Source organism: Streptomyces sp. 796.1, assembly GCF_047525675.1.
In the GTDB taxonomy this organism is placed as follows: Bacteria; Actinomycetota; Actinomycetes; order Streptomycetales; family Streptomycetaceae; genus Streptomyces.
Genome location: NZ_JBLIWA010000025.1, coordinates 1 through 19384, shown reverse-complemented (window position 1 = coordinate 19384; position 19384 = coordinate 1). Strand labels below are relative to the sequence as shown.

The 19384-nt window shown below is 71.8% G+C and carries 19 protein-coding genes; 13 read left to right on the top strand and 6 right to left on the bottom strand.

Going from position 1 to position 19384, the window contains the following annotated elements; all coding sequences use genetic code 11:
* The first annotated feature begins 54 nt into the window (after positions 1-54).
* From ACMA1D_RS18320 to ACMA1D_RS18305, 4 genes are all read left to right on the top strand, one after another.
* Complete coding sequence (locus ACMA1D_RS18320; protein ID WP_414725075.1) at positions 55-252, top strand: hypothetical protein; 198 nt, start codon at positions 55-57, stop codon at positions 250-252.
* Positions 252-563, top strand: coding sequence for a hypothetical protein (locus tag ACMA1D_RS18315; protein WP_414725074.1), 312 nt, complete (start codon positions 252-254; stop codon positions 561-563). Before ACMA1D_RS18320 ends, ACMA1D_RS18315 begins: the two co-directional genes overlap by 1 nt.
* A gap of 14 nt (positions 564-577) precedes the next feature.
* Entirely contained in the window at positions 578-1072 is a 495-nt protein-coding gene (locus ACMA1D_RS18310) for a hypothetical protein (protein WP_414725073.1), read from the top strand.
* 686 nt (positions 1073-1758) lie between these two features.
* Positions 1759-2649 (top strand): S1 family peptidase, encoded by an 891-nt coding sequence (locus ACMA1D_RS18305; protein ID WP_414725072.1) that lies wholly within the window; start codon positions 1759-1761, stop codon positions 2647-2649.
* A 203-nt stretch (positions 2650-2852) separates the two neighbouring features.
* On the opposite strand, the gene ACMA1D_RS18300 is transcribed toward ACMA1D_RS18305, so the two are convergent.
* Positions 2853-4868 carry an ABC transporter transmembrane domain-containing protein gene (locus ACMA1D_RS18300; protein WP_414725071.1) on the bottom strand — a complete coding sequence of 672 codons (2016 nt, stop codon included), beginning with the start codon at positions 4866-4868 and terminating at the stop codon, positions 2853-2855.
* Entirely contained in the window at positions 4865-6940 is a 2076-nt protein-coding gene (locus ACMA1D_RS18295) for an ABC transporter ATP-binding protein (RefSeq protein WP_414725070.1), read from the bottom strand. Before ACMA1D_RS18295 ends, ACMA1D_RS18300 begins: the two co-directional genes overlap by 4 nt.
* 754 nt (positions 6941-7694) lie before the next feature.
* Here ACMA1D_RS18295 and ACMA1D_RS18290 point away from each other — a divergent pair.
* The 5 genes from ACMA1D_RS18290 to ACMA1D_RS18270 all read left to right on the top strand — a co-directional run bounded on the left by ACMA1D_RS18290 (position 7695) and on the right by ACMA1D_RS18270 (position 12348).
* On the top strand, positions 7695-8846 hold the full coding sequence (locus ACMA1D_RS18290; RefSeq protein WP_414725130.1) for a L,D-transpeptidase: 1152 nt from the start codon (positions 7695-7697) through the stop codon (positions 8844-8846).
* A 343-nt stretch (positions 8847-9189) separates the two neighbouring features.
* Positions 9190-9963, top strand: coding sequence for an enoyl-CoA hydratase/isomerase family protein (locus ACMA1D_RS18285; protein WP_414725069.1), 774 nt, complete (start codon positions 9190-9192; stop codon positions 9961-9963).
* Positions 9964-10298: 335 nt separating this feature from the next.
* Positions 10299-10802, top strand: coding sequence for an ATP-binding protein (locus ACMA1D_RS18280; RefSeq protein WP_414725068.1), 504 nt, complete (start codon positions 10299-10301; stop codon positions 10800-10802).
* 626 nt (positions 10803-11428) lie between these two features.
* Positions 11429-12055 carry an N-acetylmuramoyl-L-alanine amidase gene (locus tag ACMA1D_RS18275; protein WP_414725067.1) on the top strand — a complete coding sequence of 209 codons (627 nt, stop codon included), beginning with the start codon at positions 11429-11431 and terminating at the stop codon, positions 12053-12055.
* An 80-nt stretch (positions 12056-12135) separates the two neighbouring features.
* Positions 12136-12348 (top strand): EF-hand domain-containing protein, encoded by a 213-nt coding sequence (locus tag ACMA1D_RS18270; RefSeq protein WP_414725066.1) that lies wholly within the window; start codon positions 12136-12138, stop codon positions 12346-12348.
* A gap of 150 nt (positions 12349-12498) precedes the next feature.
* On the opposite strand, the gene ACMA1D_RS18265 is transcribed toward ACMA1D_RS18270, so the two are convergent.
* The 4 genes from ACMA1D_RS18265 to ACMA1D_RS18250 all read right to left on the bottom strand — a co-directional run bounded on the left by ACMA1D_RS18265 (position 12499) and on the right by ACMA1D_RS18250 (position 15678).
* Entirely contained in the window at positions 12499-12807 is a 309-nt protein-coding gene (locus ACMA1D_RS18265) for a hypothetical protein (RefSeq protein ID WP_414725065.1), read from the bottom strand.
* 156 nt (positions 12808-12963) lie between these two features.
* Entirely contained in the window at positions 12964-13518 is a 555-nt protein-coding gene (locus ACMA1D_RS18260; RefSeq protein ID WP_414725064.1) for a glycoside hydrolase family 25 protein, read from the bottom strand.
* A gap of 185 nt (positions 13519-13703) precedes the next feature.
* Positions 13704-14648, bottom strand: a complete 945-nt coding sequence (locus ACMA1D_RS18255; protein ID WP_414725063.1) for a LysR family transcriptional regulator — start codon at positions 14646-14648, stop codon at positions 13704-13706.
* Positions 14638-15678: a LysR family transcriptional regulator gene (locus tag ACMA1D_RS18250; protein ID WP_414725062.1), complete on the bottom strand. Its 1041-nt coding sequence runs from the start codon at positions 15676-15678 to the stop codon at positions 14638-14640. Before ACMA1D_RS18250 ends, ACMA1D_RS18255 begins: the two co-directional genes overlap by 11 nt.
* Before the next feature lie 352 nt (positions 15679-16030).
* On the opposite strand from ACMA1D_RS18250, the gene ACMA1D_RS18245 reads away from it, so the two are divergent.
* The 4 genes from ACMA1D_RS18245 to ACMA1D_RS18230 all read left to right on the top strand — a co-directional run bounded on the left by ACMA1D_RS18245 (position 16031) and on the right by ACMA1D_RS18230 (position 19021).
* Positions 16031-16741 (top strand): tRNA-dependent cyclodipeptide synthase, encoded by a 711-nt coding sequence (locus ACMA1D_RS18245; RefSeq protein WP_414725061.1) that lies wholly within the window; start codon positions 16031-16033, stop codon positions 16739-16741.
* Positions 16738-18087, top strand: coding sequence for a purine-cytosine permease family protein (locus ACMA1D_RS18240; RefSeq protein WP_414725060.1), 1350 nt, complete (start codon positions 16738-16740; stop codon positions 18085-18087). Before ACMA1D_RS18245 ends, ACMA1D_RS18240 begins: the two co-directional genes overlap by 4 nt.
* A gap of 1 nt (position 18088) precedes the next feature.
* A complete protein-coding gene (locus ACMA1D_RS18235) occupies positions 18089-18442 on the top strand; it encodes a rhodanese-like domain-containing protein (RefSeq protein ID WP_414725059.1) in 354 nt (117 codons plus the stop codon).
* Between the two features lie 138 nt (positions 18443-18580).
* Positions 18581-19021, top strand: a complete 441-nt coding sequence (locus tag ACMA1D_RS18230; RefSeq protein WP_349995169.1) for a thioredoxin family protein — start codon at positions 18581-18583, stop codon at positions 19019-19021.
* Positions 19022-19384 lie beyond the last annotated feature (363 nt).

Genomic DNA, 19384 nt, shown 5'->3' with positions numbered 1-19384 from the left:
TCACAACGGGTGATCGTCAGCATCGTGGGAGTTTCAGCCATGGGAGAGCACCTGATGACGTTGCGCGTATACCGCCGTCGCCCCGGCGAAAGCGGCCCGCCCGACCCCGCTTCCGAGGTCGTCAGCGTGACCTCCGTCGACAGTGAGCAGGCGTGCGGCGACGCCTTCCGCGAGGCCCTTACCGGCGCTTGGCCGCCCTGCCGCTGCCCGCAACACCGCGACCACTCCAACGCGTCTGCCGGGGGCGCCTGATGGACGGCACCCACCGCGTCATCGTCATGGGCACCCCCCTCCGCTTCTTCCTCAGCTTCGGTGAGGACGGCACCTGGGCTCCCGTCACGGACGTCGAGTTCCACCAGGCGTACCAGGAGTCGATGTTCGACCCCGATGCGCTGCGCAGCAACGTCCTGTGCCCCAATCGGCACCGCGCCGAGTTCGAGACCGTCGAAGGCTGGTGCTGGTCGGACGGGCGGGCCGCGTACGGGCTGATGACCCTCGATGACCGCGCGCCGCAGGCCTGCACCGGGCTGCGCGCCCTCACCCACGGAGGTGTAGCCGCGTGAGGATCGTGCATCCCGTGAGCGGTACGGAATCGCTCAACCCGCCCCGCGAGGTCTGGGTGTTCCTGCTGATCCGCTGCCCGGTCGAGAATCCGAAGTACTTCGCGCCGCTCGGCATGTGGCCGCGCGTACTTCAGGTCGTACGGGACGGGTGGGCCTGCCCGCCCGGGGTCATCGTGCAACCCGGCGAGGCCATCACCGACGCCGCCCACCGCGTCGCCGACGCGCTCGGCATCAAGTTGCCCAAGGCCGCCGCCCTGCTCGCCGTCGATCAGCAACCCGCCATCGCGGGCCAGCAGGACGAAGAACTCGCCTTCGTCTTCGACGGCGGCAGCGCGGCCGAGGACGCCTTCGCCGATCTGCCCCGCGATCAGGTCGAAGTCGAGTGGTCGGCCGTGGAGAACCTGGAGCGGGTTGCCCTCGTCCACGCCCTTCGTACGCGGCTGCTGGCCGTCGAACCGCCCGTACTGGTCGAAGGAATGCCGAAATCCAACCGCGGCCGGAACGGGTAGCCAAACCGACGTCCGGCCCACAGCGATTCGTGCCGCGTCCGTTCCTCCCAGGGGCGCGACCGGCACGGGTCTTCGGCACGACCGCCGGAACGGTCCGCTCCGGCACGTACGACCCCCCGGAGCCAGCCCCCACCGCTGCCCGCCCGGCGAGGGCTCGGCACGGTCGGTCGCTACTCCGTGGCCGGGGCGTCGGTGCTCGGCGGACGGCGCGTGCAGGTGCGGCAGATCCAGGCTCGGCCCAGGACGCGGACCATGCGCTCCCCGTGGTCGGGGCAGAGCGGTCGATCGGCCGCCGGGTGCCGGACGGGGAGCGGCGTCTTCAGATACGCGGCGAACCAGCGGCGGCCGTCGTCACTCCGCCGCATCGTCCTGGTCCGGCTGCTCGTCCTGGTCGGCCGCGGTGATGATCTCCTCATTGAGCAGGTCGTAGCCATTGATGTGCGGTTCGTCTTCGGTGGGCATGGCCGCATGGTCCGGCGCACCGAAGGCCCGGGCAAGCGCGGCACGGGGGCGCGTTGGGGCGTTGGCGCGTACGGGGCGGGCGCCTCGTACGCGGAGTGGACCGCACGGCCTTCCGCTGCGCGGGCGGGGTCGCTCCTCAAGGCGAGGGCGGAACGCACCCTTCGGGGGGATTACCCCACCCCGTACGGGCCGCTGGCCCGATCGTGGATGGGCCGACTGACCGGATGGATCAGTTCCTCATGATCGCGGAGGCTGAGCGGGTCGCACTCGATCGACCGAACGGAGAAGCCGTGTTCAGCTCGAAGTCCGCACGCCGCACGGCGGCCCGCACCGCCGCCGTGACCCTCGCCGGAGCCGCCTGCGCCGCCCTGATGGCCGGCAGCGCCGAAGCCATCGTCAACGGGAAGGACTCCACGCAGCCCTACTCGTTCATGGTGTCGATCCCGGTGACGGGGGTGGACGACCCCACCTTCAAGGGCTACTGCGGCGGGTCGCTGATCGACCCGCAGTGGGTGCTGACCGCGGCCCACTGCGTGGACCCGAAACTCGTCACCGTGGACGGCACCGTCCGGGTCGGCAGCGAGTGGAAGGAGAGCGGGGGGACCGTCCGCTCCGTCGCGAAGACGGTGACCCACCCGGGCTACGTCAACGGCGACGGCACCGCCGCCAACCGCAACGACGTCGCCCTGATCCGGCTGGCCCGGCCCGTCGCCGAGCAGCCCGTCCGCATCGCCCACGCCCCGGGGCGGCCCGGCACCCCGACCCGCATCATGGGCTTCGGCACCGTCGTGGACACCCCCGTGCAGGACCGGTGGGTCTTCCCCGACCGGCTCCAGGAACTCGACACCCGCCGGGGCGCCGCCTCCGAGTGCGCGCCGGGCTGGGCCGACCGCACCCGGCTCTGCACGATCAGCCAGGTGCCGCGCGCCATGGCGTGCAACGGCGACTCCGGCGGACCCCAGGTCCAGCGCGACCACCGGGGACGCTGGGAACTCATCGGCGTCACCTCGGGCCCCGGCGCCCCGGGCAAGCTCTGTAGCGAAGGCCCGGGGCTCTACTCCAGCGCGCCCGCCTACGCGGAGTGGATCCGCAAGGCGATCCGCCACGGCGGCTGATCCGCGGACGCTGCTGACGACCGGGTCGGGGCCGTTCGCCGACGCCGTACGCAGCGAGCGGCAGCGGCAGCGGGAGCGACAGGGGGAGCGGCAGCGCCCGCCCGCGGCGCCACGGGCCCCGCACGTACGCGTACCCTCGCGTCATCGCGTTCCCCGGCGGCGGGCCGGGGCGGGCGCGGGGCGCCCCGTGGCCGCCGCCCGGCTCATACCAGGCTGTCCCGCCACGCCTGGTGCAGGTCGGCGAAGCGGCCCTGGCCGGCGATGAGTTCGGCCGGCGGGCCGTCCTCGATGATGCGGCCGTCGGCCATCACCAGCACCCGGTCGGCGATCTCCACCGTGGACAGACGGTGCGCGATGACGACGGCCGTGCGGCCGTGCAGCACCGTGGCCATCGCCCGCTGCACCGCCCGCTCGCCGGGGATGTCCAGGGACGAGGTCGCCTCGTCCAGGATGAGCACCCCGGGGTCGGCCAGCAACGCCCGGGCGAAGGCGACGAGTTGGCGCTGGCCGGCGGATATTCGCCCGCCGCGCTTGCGCACGTCCGTGTCGTACCCGTCCGGCAGCGCCGTGATGAAGTCGTGCGCGCCGATCGCCTTCGCGGCCTGCTCGATCTCCTCGCGGGTGGCGTCCGGCCGGCCGATGGCGATGTTGTCGGCCACCGTGCCGGAGAACAAGAACGCCTCCTGCGTCACCATCACCACGCCCCGGCGCAGCTCAGGCGTGGCGAGTTCGCGCAGGTCCACGCCGTCCAGCAGGACCCGCCCGTTGGCCGGCTCGCCCTCCGCGACCTGCGGCGGGTCGTAGAACCTGGCCAGCAGCTTGGCCAGCGTCGACTTGCCGGCGCCGGTCGAACCCACCACGGCCACCGTCTGCCCGGCGGGCAGCGTCAGGTCGAAGCGCGGCAGCACCTCCCCGCCGGTGCGGTACGCGAAGCGCACCCCGTCGAAGACGACCTCCCGGCCCGGCTGCCCGGCCGGGCGCTCCGGCAGCGGCTTGGGCTGCGTGGCCTCCGGCACCGAGGGGCGCTGCGCCAGCAGCCCGGCGATCTTCTCCAGCGAGGCCGCCGCCGACTGGTAGGCGTTGAGGAACATGCCGAGCCGGTCGATCGGGTCGTACAGCCGGCGCAGATACAGCGCCGCAGCCGCCAGCACGCCGAGCTCCAGATCGCCGGAGGCGACCCGGTACGCGCCCCACATGACGATCGCGGCCACCGCGAAGTTCGCCACCAGCCGCGACCCGACCACGTAGCGGGCCATCTCCAACATGGCCGTGCCGTTGATCCGCTCGTGCTGGTGGTTGAGCTTGCCGAAGTCGCGGTCGTTGGTCCGCTCGCGGCGGAACGCCTGCACCGGGCGGATGCCGTTCATCGTCTCGGTGAACTTGACGATGAACGCCGCCGTCGCCGTCGAACGCTGCGCGTACACCCGCGCCGAGCGCCGCTGGAAGGACCGCACCATCAGGAACAGCGGGCCGAAGGAGGCGATGGCCGCCACGCCGAGACCCACGTCCAAGTACAGCAGCAGGACGGAGATGTAGAAGACCGACAGACAGACGCCGAGCAACTCCTCAAGGCCCTCGGTGAGCAGTTCGCGCAGCGACTCCACGTCGGAGGTGGCGCGCGAGATCAACCGGCCCGAGGTGTACCGCTCGTGGAAGTCCACGCTCAGCGCCTGCCCGTGCCGGAATATTCGGCCGCGCAGATCGAGCAGCACGCCCTGGCTCACGAAGGCGGAAACCCGGATGAACGCGTACTGCAACCCGCCGGCCAGCAGCGCACTGCCCAGGTACGCCACGGCCACCAGCGTCAGCGGCCCGTAGTCGTCGGAGCGGAAGGCGGGCACCGCCGTGTCGATCGCGTACGCCACGAGGAGCGGGCCCGCCTGCACCGTGGCCTGCTGGAGCAGGATGAGCACGGTCGCCAGCCACACCGGCCGGCGCAGCGGCGACAGTAGCGAGCCGAGCAGCCGGCGGGAGGCGCCGGGCGGTGCGGGCAGGTCGTCCCGGTCGAAGGGGTCACCGGACTTCGGCGCGGTCGCGCTCCCTTGGTTGCCCGGATCGCCGCTGCCGCTGCCGTTGTCGCTGCTGTCGCCGTCGCCGGAGTCGGTCGCGCCGGGCGCGGTGGGGTGCTCGCGCGGGGGCGCGCCCGCGGGGCCGTCGGCGGGCTGACCTTCGGTGGGTTGGCCGTCGGCGACGGGCCCGTCGGAGACGCTGGTGGTCATGGTTGGTCGCTCCCCTCGCCGGACATCAGCGTCGCGTACTCGGTGTTGGTGCGCAGCAGTTCGTGGTGGGTGCCGACGGCGCTGATCCGGCCGTCGGACAGCAGCGCCACCCGGTCGGCGAGCTGCACCGTGGACGGGCGGTGCGCCACGACCAGGGCGGTCGTGTTGCCGAGCACCTGCCGCAGCGCCGCCTCCACCAGGGCCTCGGTGTGCACGTCGAGCGCGGAGAGCGGGTCGTCGAGGATCAGGAAGCGCGGGCTGCCGACCACGGCGCGGGCCAGCGCGAGCCGCTGCCGCTGCCCGCCGGACAGACTCAGCCCCTGCTCGCCGACCTGCGTGTCAGCGCCCTGCGGGAGGGCGGTGACGAATCCGGCCTGCGCTATCTCCAGCGCCCGCGCCAACTCCTGCGGGCCCGCGTCCACCCCGCCCATCAGCACGTTCTCGCCGGCCGTCGCGGAGAACAGGGTCGGCTCCTCGAAGGCGACCGCCACCAGCCCCCGCAGGTCGTGCCGGGACAGCGTGGTGATGTCCACGCCGTCCACGGTGATCCGGCCGCCGGTGTGCTCAAGCAGCCGGGGCACCAGCGCGGTCAGCGTCGTCTTGCCGCTGCCGGTCGCGCCCACCAGCGCCATCGTCTCGCCGGAGCGGATGTGCAGGTCGACGCCGTGCAACAGCGGCGCGGAGTCGGCGGGCGCGTCCGCGTACCGGAACGAGACGCCCGTGAACCGCAGCCCGTCGGCCTCGGCCGGTGCTGGTGCCTCAGCCGGTGTCTGGGCCTGGGCCGGTTCGGCGTGCGCGGCGTCCGGAGACCGGCGCTCGGACGTGCCGCCCGGTGGCGCCGCCCCCTTCGTCAGCCCGACCGGTGGCGCGGCCGTGGCACCGGCGGCCGAACCGCGCGCGGTGCCGGCATCGATGTCGCCCGCGATCCCGACGCCCTCGCCGGTCTTCGTACGCACACCGGTCTTCGCACCAGTCTTGTTGTCCCCACCGGTCACCGCGCCCCTACCGGGCGCCTCCGCCTCCGCCTCCGGGGCGTCCATCACCTCGAAGTAGCGGTCGGTCGCGGTCGCCGTCTCGTTGCTCATCGCGAGCAGGAAGCCGATCGACTCCACGGGCCAGCGCAGCGCCAGCGCCGTCGACAAGAACGCCACCAGCGTGCCCGCCGACAGGTCACCGTCTGCGACCTGCACCGTGCCGAGCACCAGGGCCGCGCCCAGCGCCAACTCCGGCAGCGTCATGATCAACGCCCAGAGGGTGGCCAGCAGGCCGCCCTTGCGCAACTCCGTGGCCCGCAGCCGCATCGCCAGCGCCCGGAAGGACTGGTTCTGCCCCCGGTGCTGGCCGAACCCCTTGACGATGCGGATGCCGAGGACGCTCTCCTCCACCACCGTGGTCAGATCCCCGATCTGGTCCTGCGCGGTGCGCGCGGCCAGCGAATACCGCTGCTCGAAGTACGAACAGAGGATCACCATCGGTATCGCCGGTGCCAGCAGCACCAGGCCGAGCGTCCAGTCCTGGGCCAGCAGGATGCCGAACCCGACCAGGATCGTCGCCCCGTTGACCACCAGGAAGGTGAGCGGGAAGGCGAGGAACATCCGCACCAGTTGCAGATCGGTCGTGGCGCGCGACAGGAGTTGGCCCGAGGCCCAGCGGTCGTGGAAGGAGACCGGCAGCCGCTGGAGGTGCCGGTAGAGATCGGCCCGCATCGCCGCTTCGACGGAGGCCAGCGGTCTGGCCACCAGCCAGCGCCGCACGCCGAACAGCCCGGCCTCGGCCACGCCGATCGCCAGCAGCAGCCCGCCGCCGATCCACGCCCCGGACGGATCGCGGTCGGCCACCGGGCCGTCCACGATCCACTTCAGCGCGATCGGGATCACCAGGCTCATGCAGGAGGCGATGATCGCCACGAACGCAGCGGTGATCAGCCGGGCGCGGACCGGCCGCACATACGGCCACAGCCGCAGCAGCGAGCGCACGGTGGACCGCTCCCGCACCGGCCCCGCACGCTCGGCAGCCGCTGCTGAACTGGGCGTCTCCCGCTCCGTCGTCGTCGCTTCACTCGTCGCAGACATCAGGAGTGAGACTACGGTGAGGCACTGACATTGCTCACTGGGTTTTTTGGCCTAGGCCCCGCGTCCGGTTTCCTCACCACCCATCTGACCAGCAGCGACGCCAGCCTCATGCGCCTCGCGCGCCCCTGGGCCGTCCGTAGCCCGGCCCGCCCCCGCGGGCCGTACCCCGACGCGTACGGAAACGGAGCGTGACCGTACGGGGGTCGGCGGGTGAGGCGGACACGTCAGGCGTCCCCCCCCAGCCCAAGCCCGCGCACCGCGACCTACGCTCTGAGTCAGGCCCGCGCACCGCGAGCCACGCACCGTGACCCGCGCCCGCGTCCCGTGCGTCGCGGGTGCCGGCACGGCTGACCCACCCACCGCGAGGCGGCTGCCCTACTGCCGCCCGGCCCGCTGCCCCACCGCCGGCGGGCGGCTGCCCGACCGTGGCCCGGCCGCTGCCTCGGGACCGGTCCGCTCCTGCCCTGTCACCCTTCTGACTTGGAACGGAACGGTGACATTCGCGGGCAAGCCACTTTCCATACGTTGTGGTTATCTATCGCCATGCGAGCACGTGTTCGCGTAACGGGGGAGCCGCGGGGGCGCGGCCGTTCGAGGGGAGACGACCGTGGGGAACGGGCGGGTGCAGGCTGACATACCCGAAATACCGGAGATATCGAGGGCGTCGGAGGGTTCTCCGGCCCGCCGGGAACGTCCCGCGGGACGGTCCCGCCGCGGTCGCCGTGGGCTGGTCGCCCTGCTGCTGGGCACCACGATGCTGGTCGTCTCCGCCTGCGGCGGGGACGGCGACGGGGGCGACGGCGACAAGGGCAAGGGCAAGACCGTCGACAACAAGGCGTCCGAGGCCGTGGTCTCGATCGCGCCCCGGGACGGCGCCACGGGCGTCAACACCAGCGGCGCGCTGAAGGTCACCGCGGACAAGGGCAAGCTCAGCTCGGTCAAGGTGGCCGACGGCAAGGGCAACGTCATCGAGGGCGAGATCGCCAAGGACGGGGCCAGTTGGCGCCCGACCGGCCACCTGGGTGCCTCCACCAAGTACACGGTGGACGCCGTCGCCAAGGACACCGAGGGCCGCGAGTCCGCCAAGCACGCCGCGTTCACCACGCTCGTCCCCAAGGACACCTTCGTCGGCCACTTCACCCCGGAGAACGGCGACACCGTCGGCGTCGGCATGCCCGTGTCCATCAACTTCAGCCGCCCGATCAGCAACCGGGACGCCGTCGAGCGCGCCGTCAAGGTCACCGCCAGCCCGCAGGTGCCGGTGGAGGGCCACTGGTTCGGCAACCAGCGGCTCGACTTCCGGCCCGAGAAGTACTGGGCCGCCGGCACCAAGGTCACCCTCGACCTGCGGCTCAGCGGCGTCGAGGGCGTACCGGGGGTGTACGGCACGCAGGCCAAGAAGGTGACGTTCACGGTCGGCCGCAGCCAGGTGAGCACCGTCGACGCCAAGGCCAAGACGATGACGGTGGAGCGCGACGGCCGGGTCATCAAGACCATCCCGATCACCGCCGGCGCCCCGGGCACCGAGACGTACAACGGCACCATGGTCATCAGCGAGAAGCACGCCGTGACGCGGATGAACGGCGCCACCGTCGGCTTCGGCGGCGAGTACGACATCAAGGACGTGCCGCACGCGATGCGCCTCTCCACCTCGGGCACCTTCATCCACGGCAACTACTGGTCGGGCCAGTCGACCTTCGGCGCGACCAACGCCAGCCACGGCTGCGTGGGCCTCTTCGACCAGCGCGGCGGCGGTGACCCGTCCACGCCGGGCTCCTGGTTCTTCAGCAACTCGCAGATCGGCGACGTGGTCGTGGTCAAGAACTCGGACGACGAGACGATCAAGCCCGACAACGGTCTCAACGGCTGGAACATGTCCTGGTCGGAGTGGACCGCCAAGCAGTGAGCACGCCGGCCCGCCGCCGCGGGCCGGTCGTCGCGGGGCCGTGATCGCGGGCCCGCACCGGAGGCCGTACCCGTCGGGTGCGGCCTTCGCGTCGTACGGGGCGTGGCTGTGGGGTGCGGCCTCCGCGCCGTACCGGGCCTACCCGTCGGGTGCGGCCTTCGCGTCGTACGGAACGTACCTGCGGGTTGCGGCCCCCGCCTCGCACCAGGGCGGTGCTCTGCACCTCCGTGGCCGCCCCGGCAGCGGCCCGTGCGCAGGCGATTCCCGCGCCCGCGACCGCTGCGTCTGTGATCTCCGTCCGATGGCCTCCCGCCGCCCTGTTAGCCGGCGCTAACCTGCGCTCATGACTGAGACTGTGCACCTTGAGGTCGCCGACGGGGTCGGCGTCATCCGCCTGGACCGCCCGCCGATGAACGCGCTGGACGTCGCGCTCCAGGACCGGCTGCGGGAGCTGGCCGACGAGGCCGCCCGCCGCGACGACGTGCGGGCCGTCGTCCTGTGGGGCGGCGAGAAGGTGTTCGCCGCCGGCGCGGACATCAAGGAGATGCAGGTCATGGACCATGCGGCGATGGTCGCGCGGGCCCGTGACCTCCAGGACGCGTTCACCGCCGTGGCCCGCATCCCCAAGCCCGTGGTGGCGGCCGTGACCGGGTACGCGCTCGGCGGCGGCTGCGAACTCGCGCTCTGTGCCGACTACCGGATCGCCGCCGACAACGCCAAGCTCGGCCAGCCCGAGATCCTGCTCGGCGTCATCCCCGGCGCCGGCGGCACCCAGCGCCTGCCCCGGCTCATCGGCCCCTCCAAGGCCAAGGACCTGATCTTCACCGGACGGATGGTCAAGGCGGACGAGGCGCTCGCCCTGGGGCTCGTCGACCGCGTCGTGCCGGCCGCGGAGGTCTACGAGCAGGCGCACGCCTGGGCCGCGCGGCTCGCCCAGGGCCCGGCGATCGCGCTGCGCGCGGCCAAGGAAGCGGTGGACGCGGGGCTGGAAGCCGACCTCGACACCGGCCTTGCCATCGAACGCACCTGGTTCGCCGCGCTGTTCGCGACCGAGGACCGCGAGATCGGCATGCGCAGCTTCGTGGCGGATGGCCCGGGCAAGGCCAAGTTCAACTGACGGGGGCGGGGGCGGGGCCAGGCCGGCCGGCGGGGCTGGGACAGGCCGTGGCCCCGACCGCCCGCGGGGCCCGTCAACGTACGGGCCCCGCTCCGTATCCGCCCGGCGACAGCGCCCCGCGCCGCCGCCCGCCCCGTACCCGACCGTGGTCTCCCGCCCGTACGCGCGGCGCGCCGTACGGGCCCCGTGTGGCGTTGTGGCAGGTCGTCGCCGCGGTCGAACGGTTGTACCTGCCTTAGGCATATGTCGTGGCGGAGATGTGTGGCCTTGCGCGCCGGCGGGCCCAATCCCATGGTTCGGCCCCGAGGGGCCCGCCGGGCGGCCATGATGGGGGCATGGCGGGCTTGGAGGGAAGGGACCAGCCGCGTCGGGAAGCCGAATCCGCTCCCGCGCGCTGGGTATCGACCATTGACGATGAACTCGCCACGAAGGCGCTCGACCTGTACGGCAACCCGGCGGTGGACGAGGTCCGACTGCCCTCGCACCCGGAGTCGGCCGCCGTGGCCCGCCGCTTGACCCAGTCCGTGGTGCTCCGCCACTGGGGCCTCGGCCCGCAGCTCTCCGAGCACGCGGTGCTGCTCGTCTCCGAACTCGTCGGCAACGCCGTACGGCACACCGGCGCCCGCGCCTTCGGGCTGCGCATGTTGCGCCGGCGCGGCTGGGTCAGGGTCGAGGTGCGCGACCCCTCCCGCGGCCTGCCGTGTCTGATGCCGGTGCACGAGTTGGACGTGAGCGGTCGCGGCCTGTTCCTGGTGGACAAGCTCTCCGACCGCTGGGGCGTGGACCTGCTGCCGCTGGGCAAGACGACCTGGTTCGAGATGCGGGTGGCCGACCGCTGACGGTCCCGGAGGCCACCACCCGGTCATCGGCCGGGTGACACCGCGCCCCGCCGCCGACGCGGACACCCCCACCGGCAACGCGAACGCCCCCGCCGCGTCGTGGGACGGGCGGGGGCGCTGATATCGCTGCTGCCACGGCGCGAGGGGGTGTGGCCGTGGCATGTGCTGAACGACCTTGCCCGGGTCAATGGGGGCCGCTGGTTCGACTATCGCAGACAGGGTGCGAGCCTTCCAAAGCAACATTAGCCGCACACGCCCCCAAAATGCGACATTTTAGATGTCAATTTAAGGTGAACTGTGCCACGTGCCTTCTAAGCAATGGGTGAATGTCAAAAATACGTGATGATTACGCATGGTCGAAACATGCTCGAATGATCCTTTCAAGGGGCTGGACATGGTGTCGGCAACTTTCTTTGCCCGCCGTACGCCCCCTGTGCGGCCGGTCGTCTTGGCAGCGTCCCCCGCGCGGTTCACGATGAGGGACGAGTGTCATGTCCCTGTCCCATCGTTGTGTTGGTGTAGCCCGCACGCCCCGGCCCCCACCCACGGGAGTGCGGTGCGCTTCCGCCCCGCGCGGAGCGCGTGATCGGCCCGTGAACCGCCGAACCATCGAACCGGGAGTCCCCATGGAAGACCACACCCCCCACGCTTCCCGCCGCCGGCTGCTGCGCGGTGCGCTGCTCGGTGCCACCGCCATCGGGTTGGCCGGCGCATCCGCCCCGCTGGCCACGGCCAGACCCGAGCCGCGGGCCGGCCGCGTCGACTACCCGGGGGCCCGCTGGGTGCCCGCGAGCACCTCCAACTACACGGCGTCGAGCCGCCCCGAGGCGTACCCGATCGACTTCGTCGTGATCCACGTGACGCAGGAGACCTTCCAGGACACCCTGGCGATCTTCCAGAACCCCAAGAAGCAGGTGTCCGCGCACTACGTGGTGCGCTCGGCCGACGGGCTGGTCGGGCAGTGCGTGCGGGAGAAGGACATCGCCTGGCACGCGGGGAACTGGAACTACAACACCCGCAGCGTCGGCATCGAGCACGAGGGCTGGGTGGACAAGCCCGAGTACTTCACCGACGCGCTCTACCGCTCGTCGGCCGCGCTCACCGCGGCGCTGTGCGCACGCCACGGCCTGCCCGTGGACCGGCAGCACATCATCGGCCACCACGAGGTGCCGGGCTCCACGCACACCGACCCGGGCCCGCTCTGGGACTGGGCGCGCTACCTGAAGCTGGTCAAGGCGGCCGGCCGACGCTGATCCGCCGGCTGGCTGCGGGGCCGCGCCGGTCGGTCGCTAATGTGTGCTGGTCATCAGCAAGCACAGAGAAGGGGGCTCAGGTGGCGGACATCGAGGCGGCACGCACGGCCTTTGAGCGGTACGACCTGGACAAGGACGGCTTCATCAGCGCGTCCGAGTACAAGAGCGTGATGGCCCAACTGGGGGACCCGTTCGTCACGGAGTCCGTCGCGGAGGCCATCATCAAGTCGGCCGACACCAACGAGGACGGCAAGCTGTCCTTCGAGGAGTTCTGGGCGATCCAGAACCGCTGACGGCGCGGCCGACCGTGCACGGCCGTGCCCCGGCACGGCCGCGAACCATCCGGGCCCCCGCAGGGCCGGCGCCGAGCGCGCCGCCCGCGGGGGCTCGGCCCGTTGGGCCCCGCGCCGCCGTCGGCCCGCACGGCCATTGACCTGCGCGGGTCAACGGCCGCCGCGGCGTTGGACGCTGGCCCGTCGGCGGCGGTCGTTGCACAGCAGGCAGCGGCCCCAGCCCGGGGGCAGCGGGTCGTCCTTGTCGCCGTACAACGGGTCGACGGCGCCGCGCGGGTGCTCCGCGCAGCCCGTCCCGCCGTGCTCGGCGCCGAGCGCACCGGCCGCGGCCAGCGCCCGCCGCAGCGCGTCGGTGAGCTGATGGGTCTCCAGGGCGGACGGCTCGGACCCCAGCGAGAAGGCGATGTCGGATGCCGTGGTGAGCGCGCTCTGGAGTTCGCGTACGTCTGCGTAACTCATGCCATGAGCCTAAGCGCTCCCTCTGACAACGCGGCTGACCTGGAGTTTCTTGCGTCCGCCAGCGTTTTCGTACGGGCCGGGCGGGCCGGGGCCGCCCCCGGCAAGGACCGTGCCGGGACCGCGCAAGGACCGGGCCGGGACCGCGTAAGGACCGCGCTAGGACGTGGCCCAGGTGCGCAGCGCCTCCTTGCTGGCGAAGTCCGCGACGTTCTGGTCGATCGGGTGCTCGGTGTGCTGGTGGATGCGCCACTTGGCCTTGATGCGGGGTTTGCCGGCCGCCACGTAGTCCGCTATCCACAGGCCGTCGCCGGCGTAGGACGTGGTGTCGTGGTTGAGCCAGAAGGTGCGGTTGCAGTAGAGCAGCACGCGGTGGGTCGGGCGCAGCCGCTTGACCTCGCGGATGAACTTGTCCTTCTCCGCGTTGCTGGCGCGCGTGCCGTTGCCGGTGTTCTCCCAGTCGACGGCGAGCAGGTCGCCCTCCTTGGACGCGCACTCGCGCACGAAGTACTGGGCCTGCTCAGCCAGGTTGCCCGGCCACAGGAAGTGGTAGAAGCCGACCACGCAGCCGGCCTTGCGGGCCCGGCTGGCCTGCGCCGACTGCTTGGGGTTGACGTACGAGCGGCCCTCCGTCGCCTTGACGAAGACGAAGGAGAGCCCCTCGGTGCTGAACTCGGTCGACTGGTGCGAACTGACGTCGATTCCGCGCAACATGAAGATGCCTCCCGGGGCGATGGACAGGGAACAGGGGGAAGCGGGCGGAAGACCGGCGCCGTGGGGACGCCGGATGAGGGCGGGGAACGTGGGGGATCGAATGCCTGCTTGCTGTCCTTGTTCCCGATAACGGATGGTGTGGAACCGGCTACGCGGCGCCAATGGCGGTGCGCCCGGCGCGGGGCTCAGTCGCTGAGCGGCGACGGGTACGCGCGGCGCAGGCGCTCCGCCAGGTCGGACCCGTACGGGGCGAGTCGGCCCGTACGCGGCCAGGCGAGCAGCAGCGTATAGCGGGCCGCCGCGTCCGTGAGCGGTAGGAAGGCGACGCCCGGCAGCGGCGCCGGTGTGGGGAAGGCCGCGAACGCCGCATGCGATGCGCAGGCCAGCGCCGAGGCCGCCGCCTCGTCGGCGGCGCACGACAACCGCAGGTCGGCGCCGGTGCGTTCGATGGCCGCCCCGAAGCGCCGGCGCAGCGTGTGGTTGCGCGAGTCGACCAGGACGCAGGTGCCCGCCGGCAGGTCGCGCAGGGTCGCGGAGCCCCGCCCGGCCAGCGGATGGCGGTCGCCGATGCCGACGAGCAGCCCCTCGCGGGCGATGACCGCGCTCGCCACGCCGGCCGGCAACGGCTCGTCCTGCCCGGGGAAGTGGCGTACGACGGCGGCTTCGAGTTCCTGACCGACCAGCAGGTCGAGCAGGGCGCCGCTGGAGTCGTCGGTGTGGATGCCGAGCGCGGTGCCGGGCAGCAGCGTGCACAGGGCGCCGGCGAGCGCGGGCAGCACGGGGTGGCCGACGGAGCCGATCCGTACCGCGTCCCCGCGCGCGGGGTGGGCCGGTTGTTCGGCGATCCGGCGGGCGCGCTGCTCGGTGGCCTCCCGGGCGGCGGCGTCAAGGAGCCAGTCGATCAGCGGCAGCAGCGTCTCGGCGCCGCTGAGCACCAGGTGCCCCGCGTCGGTGGGCGTGGTGCCGCGGGGCGCGCGCCGGAAGAGCGTGACGCCGGTGCCGCGCTCGATGCGCTGGAGTTGTCGGCTGATGTTCCCCTGGTTGGTGCCGAGCGCCCGGGCCGCGCCGGCCAGGCTGCCCGCCTCGGCGATGGCGCGCAGGATGCGCAGGTCATGAATTTCAAGGGTCATGACAAGCAGACGTTCCCGAGGGGGTGGGGGAGGGGCGCGCGGCGGTGGGGGCGCGGCCTTCGGCGGCGGGGGTGCGGCGCCGCCCGATCGGCGTGGTGGGCACGGCGGCGATGCGGTCGGCGACGCTGCGCTCGCGCGCCAACTCCTCGTGCGCCGCGGACAGCAGCCCGGCGAGCGCGGGCAGCAGCCCCGCGGCCGGGTTGCCGGGCAGCGCGGCGAGCCAGTGCCGCATGCGCGAGGGCAGATCGACCACCTTGCGGTGCACGGTGCCCGGGGCGACCGGGCGGATCTGCTGGGTGAGGGCCACACAGCCGCGGTGCCGGATCACGTCGCAGCGCGGCCCGGAGACCGGCATGTCGTAGGTGATCTTGGGCTGGAAGCCGTACGGGCCGCACAGCCGGCGCAGCGCGTCCTGGCAGCCGTCGGGGCCGAGGACGGAGATCCACTCCTCGCCCGCGAGGTCGGCCATGTGCAGGGCCGGAGCGTGGGCCAGTGGATGGCCGGCGGAGAGTGCGATCAGCACCGGGGTCTCGGCCACCAGTGCGGTCAACAGGCCGTCTGTGGCGGGGAGTTGTGACCTGCTGTCCATGCTGAACAGGCCGATGTCCACCTCGCCCGCGCGGAGCAACGCATCGAGTTCGCAGGCGGACTCGACGGTCATGACGCGGAGCCTGCCGTCCGGGCGCACCTGCCACAGGCAGCCGAGGAGCGCCTCGGAGAGCGGGCCGGCGTCCCAGCCGACGCGCAGGGTGCGCCGCTGGCGCTGCTGGTGGGCGCTCAGTTGTGCGTCCAGATCGGCGAAGCGCTGGATGATCGCCTCGGCGTGGTGCAGCACGCTGGCGCCCAGCGGCGTGAGGCGCACGCCGCAGGTGCCGCGCTGGAAGAGCGCGCCGCCGAGCAGGGTCTCAAGCCGCCGGATCTGCCGGCTCAGCGCGGGCTGCGGCAATCCGAGCTCGGCCGCTGCTTTGTTGAGGGACCCGGCGTTCGCGACGGCACAGAGATTGCGTAAATGGCGAAGCTGCAACTCCATGGCCAAGAAGGTAAGCCTCGCCGGTCCTGAACACCAGGGTCGGGAAGGGAATTGCCGGCCCCGGGCTTTGTGCGGGCACGTCTTCAACGGGGCGTCGGGAGGCGGGCGTTTGCACCGTTTGCCGGTCGGTCGCGGCCTCACCTGTGGCCCCGTCGCGAATTCTGGTCCGTACCTTTTTGCGCTACGCGCGGAGCCTTTACCGGGCCGCCGGGTATGCGTGCGCGGCATAGCCCGCTGACACTACCCGGGCATTCGAGAGGGCGTGAAGATCCTGCTGGCGGTCTCATCCCAGAACGGCCCGACCGTGGCCGTGCCAGGAGTTGGCCATACGAGTCGTTGGCGAGGTCGAGAAATGTTCAACTCTGAACCACTCACGGAGCGGTGCGGCAGTCTGCTGTCGACCGCATCGCACGTGTGCATCGGGGTCAGCCCCTTCAATAGCTATTTCAGCACGGAGCGGCTGACCGCACTGGCGCAATGGGCGTTAACGCGCTTCGAACGGTGCCATTTCTTCATCCCGGACACCGTCGCCGCGTACACCCTGGAGGCGCTCGGCTACCCCGAGGCCCGGGCCCGCCGCAAGGCCGCGCGGCAGGGCCAGTACGTCCACAACAAGGTGGCGACCGCGCTGCGCGCCCTGGCCGTGGACCAGCCGCAGCGGCTGGTCCTGGGCATGGCGCAGTTGGCGGAACGGCCGCGCTACGGCGAACTGTTGGTACAGGCGCAGGAGCTGTTCGCCGCCGACGCCGCCTTCCGGGACGCCTGTCTGGACGCCACGCACTGGGTGCTCGACCGCAAGCTGCCGCCCGGCACCACCCCGGACGCCGAACAGTTGCAACGCGCCGTCCGGTACTTCCTGGCCGAACTCCCGCTGTTCGCCGATTCCGGTGGGATATGCGGTGCCGGCCCCTCGTTCTTCGTCTACCACCAACGGGTCGCATTCCTGGAGGAATTCTATTCGGGGCGCCTTTCCTGGGCGCCGGCTCCGGGTCAGGGATTTCTCGTCGTACGGGAAGAGGAATCGCAGGCGGCCGGCGCCGGAGCGCTCGGGGCGCGACCATGAGGAAAACCGAAGACGACCGGCTCGACGACTATGCGCTGACCCGCGTGCCGGACGAGGCCCGACATTCCTGGGTATCGGTCGCCGTGCAACGCTTCGGGCAGGTCTCCTCGTTCCAGCAGTTCCTGGTCGGCGCGGTGCTCGGATTCGGCATGGACTTCACCGATGCGGTGATCGCCATCACCGTGGGCTCGGTCATGCTGGAGGTCATCACCATTCTCCTGGGAATTGCCGGAGTACGGGAAGGGCTTTCGGTTTCGATGCTCGCCCGCTGGTCGGGGTTCGGCCGCAAGGGATCGGCGCTCGTCGGCCTGCTCATCGCCTTCAGCCTAGCCGGCTGGTTCGGTGTGCAAAACGGGGTCTTCGCGCAGGGCATGCACGACCTGTCCAGCGGAACTCCGGAATGGGCGTGGGCGCTGATCGGCGGGGTCGTCATCACCGCCATCACCGTCTACGGGTTCACCATCATGGCCTGGACCGCCTATCTGACCGTGCCCGCCTTCCTCGTCCTGGCCGGCTACTCGGTCGTGGACACGCTCTCCGACCACGCCATCGGCGACCTGCTGAGCTCCCCGCCACCGGGCCCCGCGCTCTCCCTCGCCGAGGGCACCACGCTGGTCTCCGGCGCCTTCATCCTGGGCGCGCTGATGACGCCGGACATGACGCGGTTCAACCGCCGCCCGTCCGACGTGGTCAAACAGACGCTGATCAGCGTCACGCTGGGGGAGTACCTGATCGGGCTGACCGCGGTGCTGCTCGCGCACGCCGCGAGGAGCTCCGACATCGTCGGCATCATCACCTCCTCGTCGGGGGTGCTGGGCACGCTGGTGCTGGCCACCGCGATCTTGAAGATCAACGACTGGAACCTCTACTCCTCCTCGCTCGGCCTGGTGAACTCCCTCGACGTGCTCTTCGGCCGACGGGTCAGCCGGCGGGCGGTCACGGTGGTCATCGGGGCCGGCGGCACGGCCCTGTCGGCCGTGGGCATCGTGGACGACTTCACCGACTTCCTGGAAACCATCGGGGTCCTGGCGCCGCCGGTGGCCGGCGTCATCATCGCCGAGTACTTCCTGGTCCGGCGCTTCCGCGCGGAACTCGACCGGGCCCGCGCGAGCGGCACGCTGCCCGCCGGCGGTGCCGACTGGATGCCCCTCTCACTCGTCTGCTGGGCGAGTGGCGCACTGGTCGGCGAATACGTGGACGCCGGAATCCCGGCCATCAATTCGGTGGTCACCGCCCTGGTCCTGTACGCGGTCGTCGGAAAGCTCGTCGCGGCCCGGCGCACGCCCCCCATCGGGAATCCCCGGTCGCCCCTGACCGAGGTCAACATGACGCAATCCGGAGGCTGATGTGCTGCCACTGATCACAAGGGAACAGCTCCGTAAGGAAATTGCGGCCAACGCGGTCATCGTGATCGACACCATGCCGGCCGACTACTACGAGCGGGAACACCTGCCCGGCGCGATCAACATCCCCGGATTCCCGTACGAGGAAGCCGCCCGATTCACCACCGAACTCGCCCCGCGGCTCCTGCCCGACCAGGGCGTACCACTCGTCGTCTACTGCGCCAACGTGCCCTGTCGCAACAGCGAACTCGTGGGCGCCCGACTCGTCGAGCTCGGCTACCCCAACGTGCGCAAGTACCGCGAAGGAATAGAGGACTGGGTCAGGGGCGAACTGCCGACGGAGTCGGCCACCGCCTGATCCCGGGCGCCGGTGACCGTACCCCCGGGCCACCGGAGCCGCACCACCAGCAAGGAAACACAACCGCAAACACAACCGCAAACACAGCCGAAATCACACGGCATCTCATGCCATCCGATGAATCGAGAGGTGACACCGATGTTCCGTAGGACCATGGTCACGGCGGCTGCGGTGGCCGCACTGCTGGGCGGCGCCGCACTGCCGGCGGTCGCGTCCCCCACCCCCTCCACCGCCAGCTCCCGGGTCGCGGCCGAACCGTCCGTCGTCGACGTGACGGCGGCCAACTTCAGCCAGGTCATGGAGATGTCCAAGACCCGCCCCGTGGTGCTCAACTTCACCGCGTCCTGGTGCCACTGGTGCCAGAAGATGAAGCCCTACCTCCAGCAGTACAACACCGCGGACAACGGCACCTGGGTCTGGGCGCGGGTCGACGCGGACGCCAACCGGGCGATCATGCAGAAGTACGGCGTACGCGGCATCCCCACGCTGATCAACATCCGCAACGGGCAGGAGGCCGGCAGCCGGATGGTCGGCTATGACGGGCCGCAGGCGCTCCGTACCTGGCTGAACAACCTGTAAGGCGGCGCGGGCCGGCCGGCGTACGTGCAGGCCGGCCCGGGGCCGGTCGGCGCGCCCACACGTCGGGGCGGGCCGGCCGGTGTGCCCGCGAGCGTCGGCGTGGGCCGACGTAGGACGGCCGGCGCGCCGGACCGGGCTCCTCCCTGACCGCCGCCCGGCGCGCCGTGCCCCGCACCACCACTCCATCCCCCCATCCATGGCCTGAGACCGCCGATCCAGGCCCGACGAGGCCAGGTCCGCTCCGGCGGACCCGGCCCCATCACGGCCCGGGACCGCGTGCCCCACACGCGCGGCCCCGGGCCCCCGGCACCGGGCCCCGCCCCGGGAGCCGGCCCCCGGTGCCCCGCGCGCGCACGCGCGGGG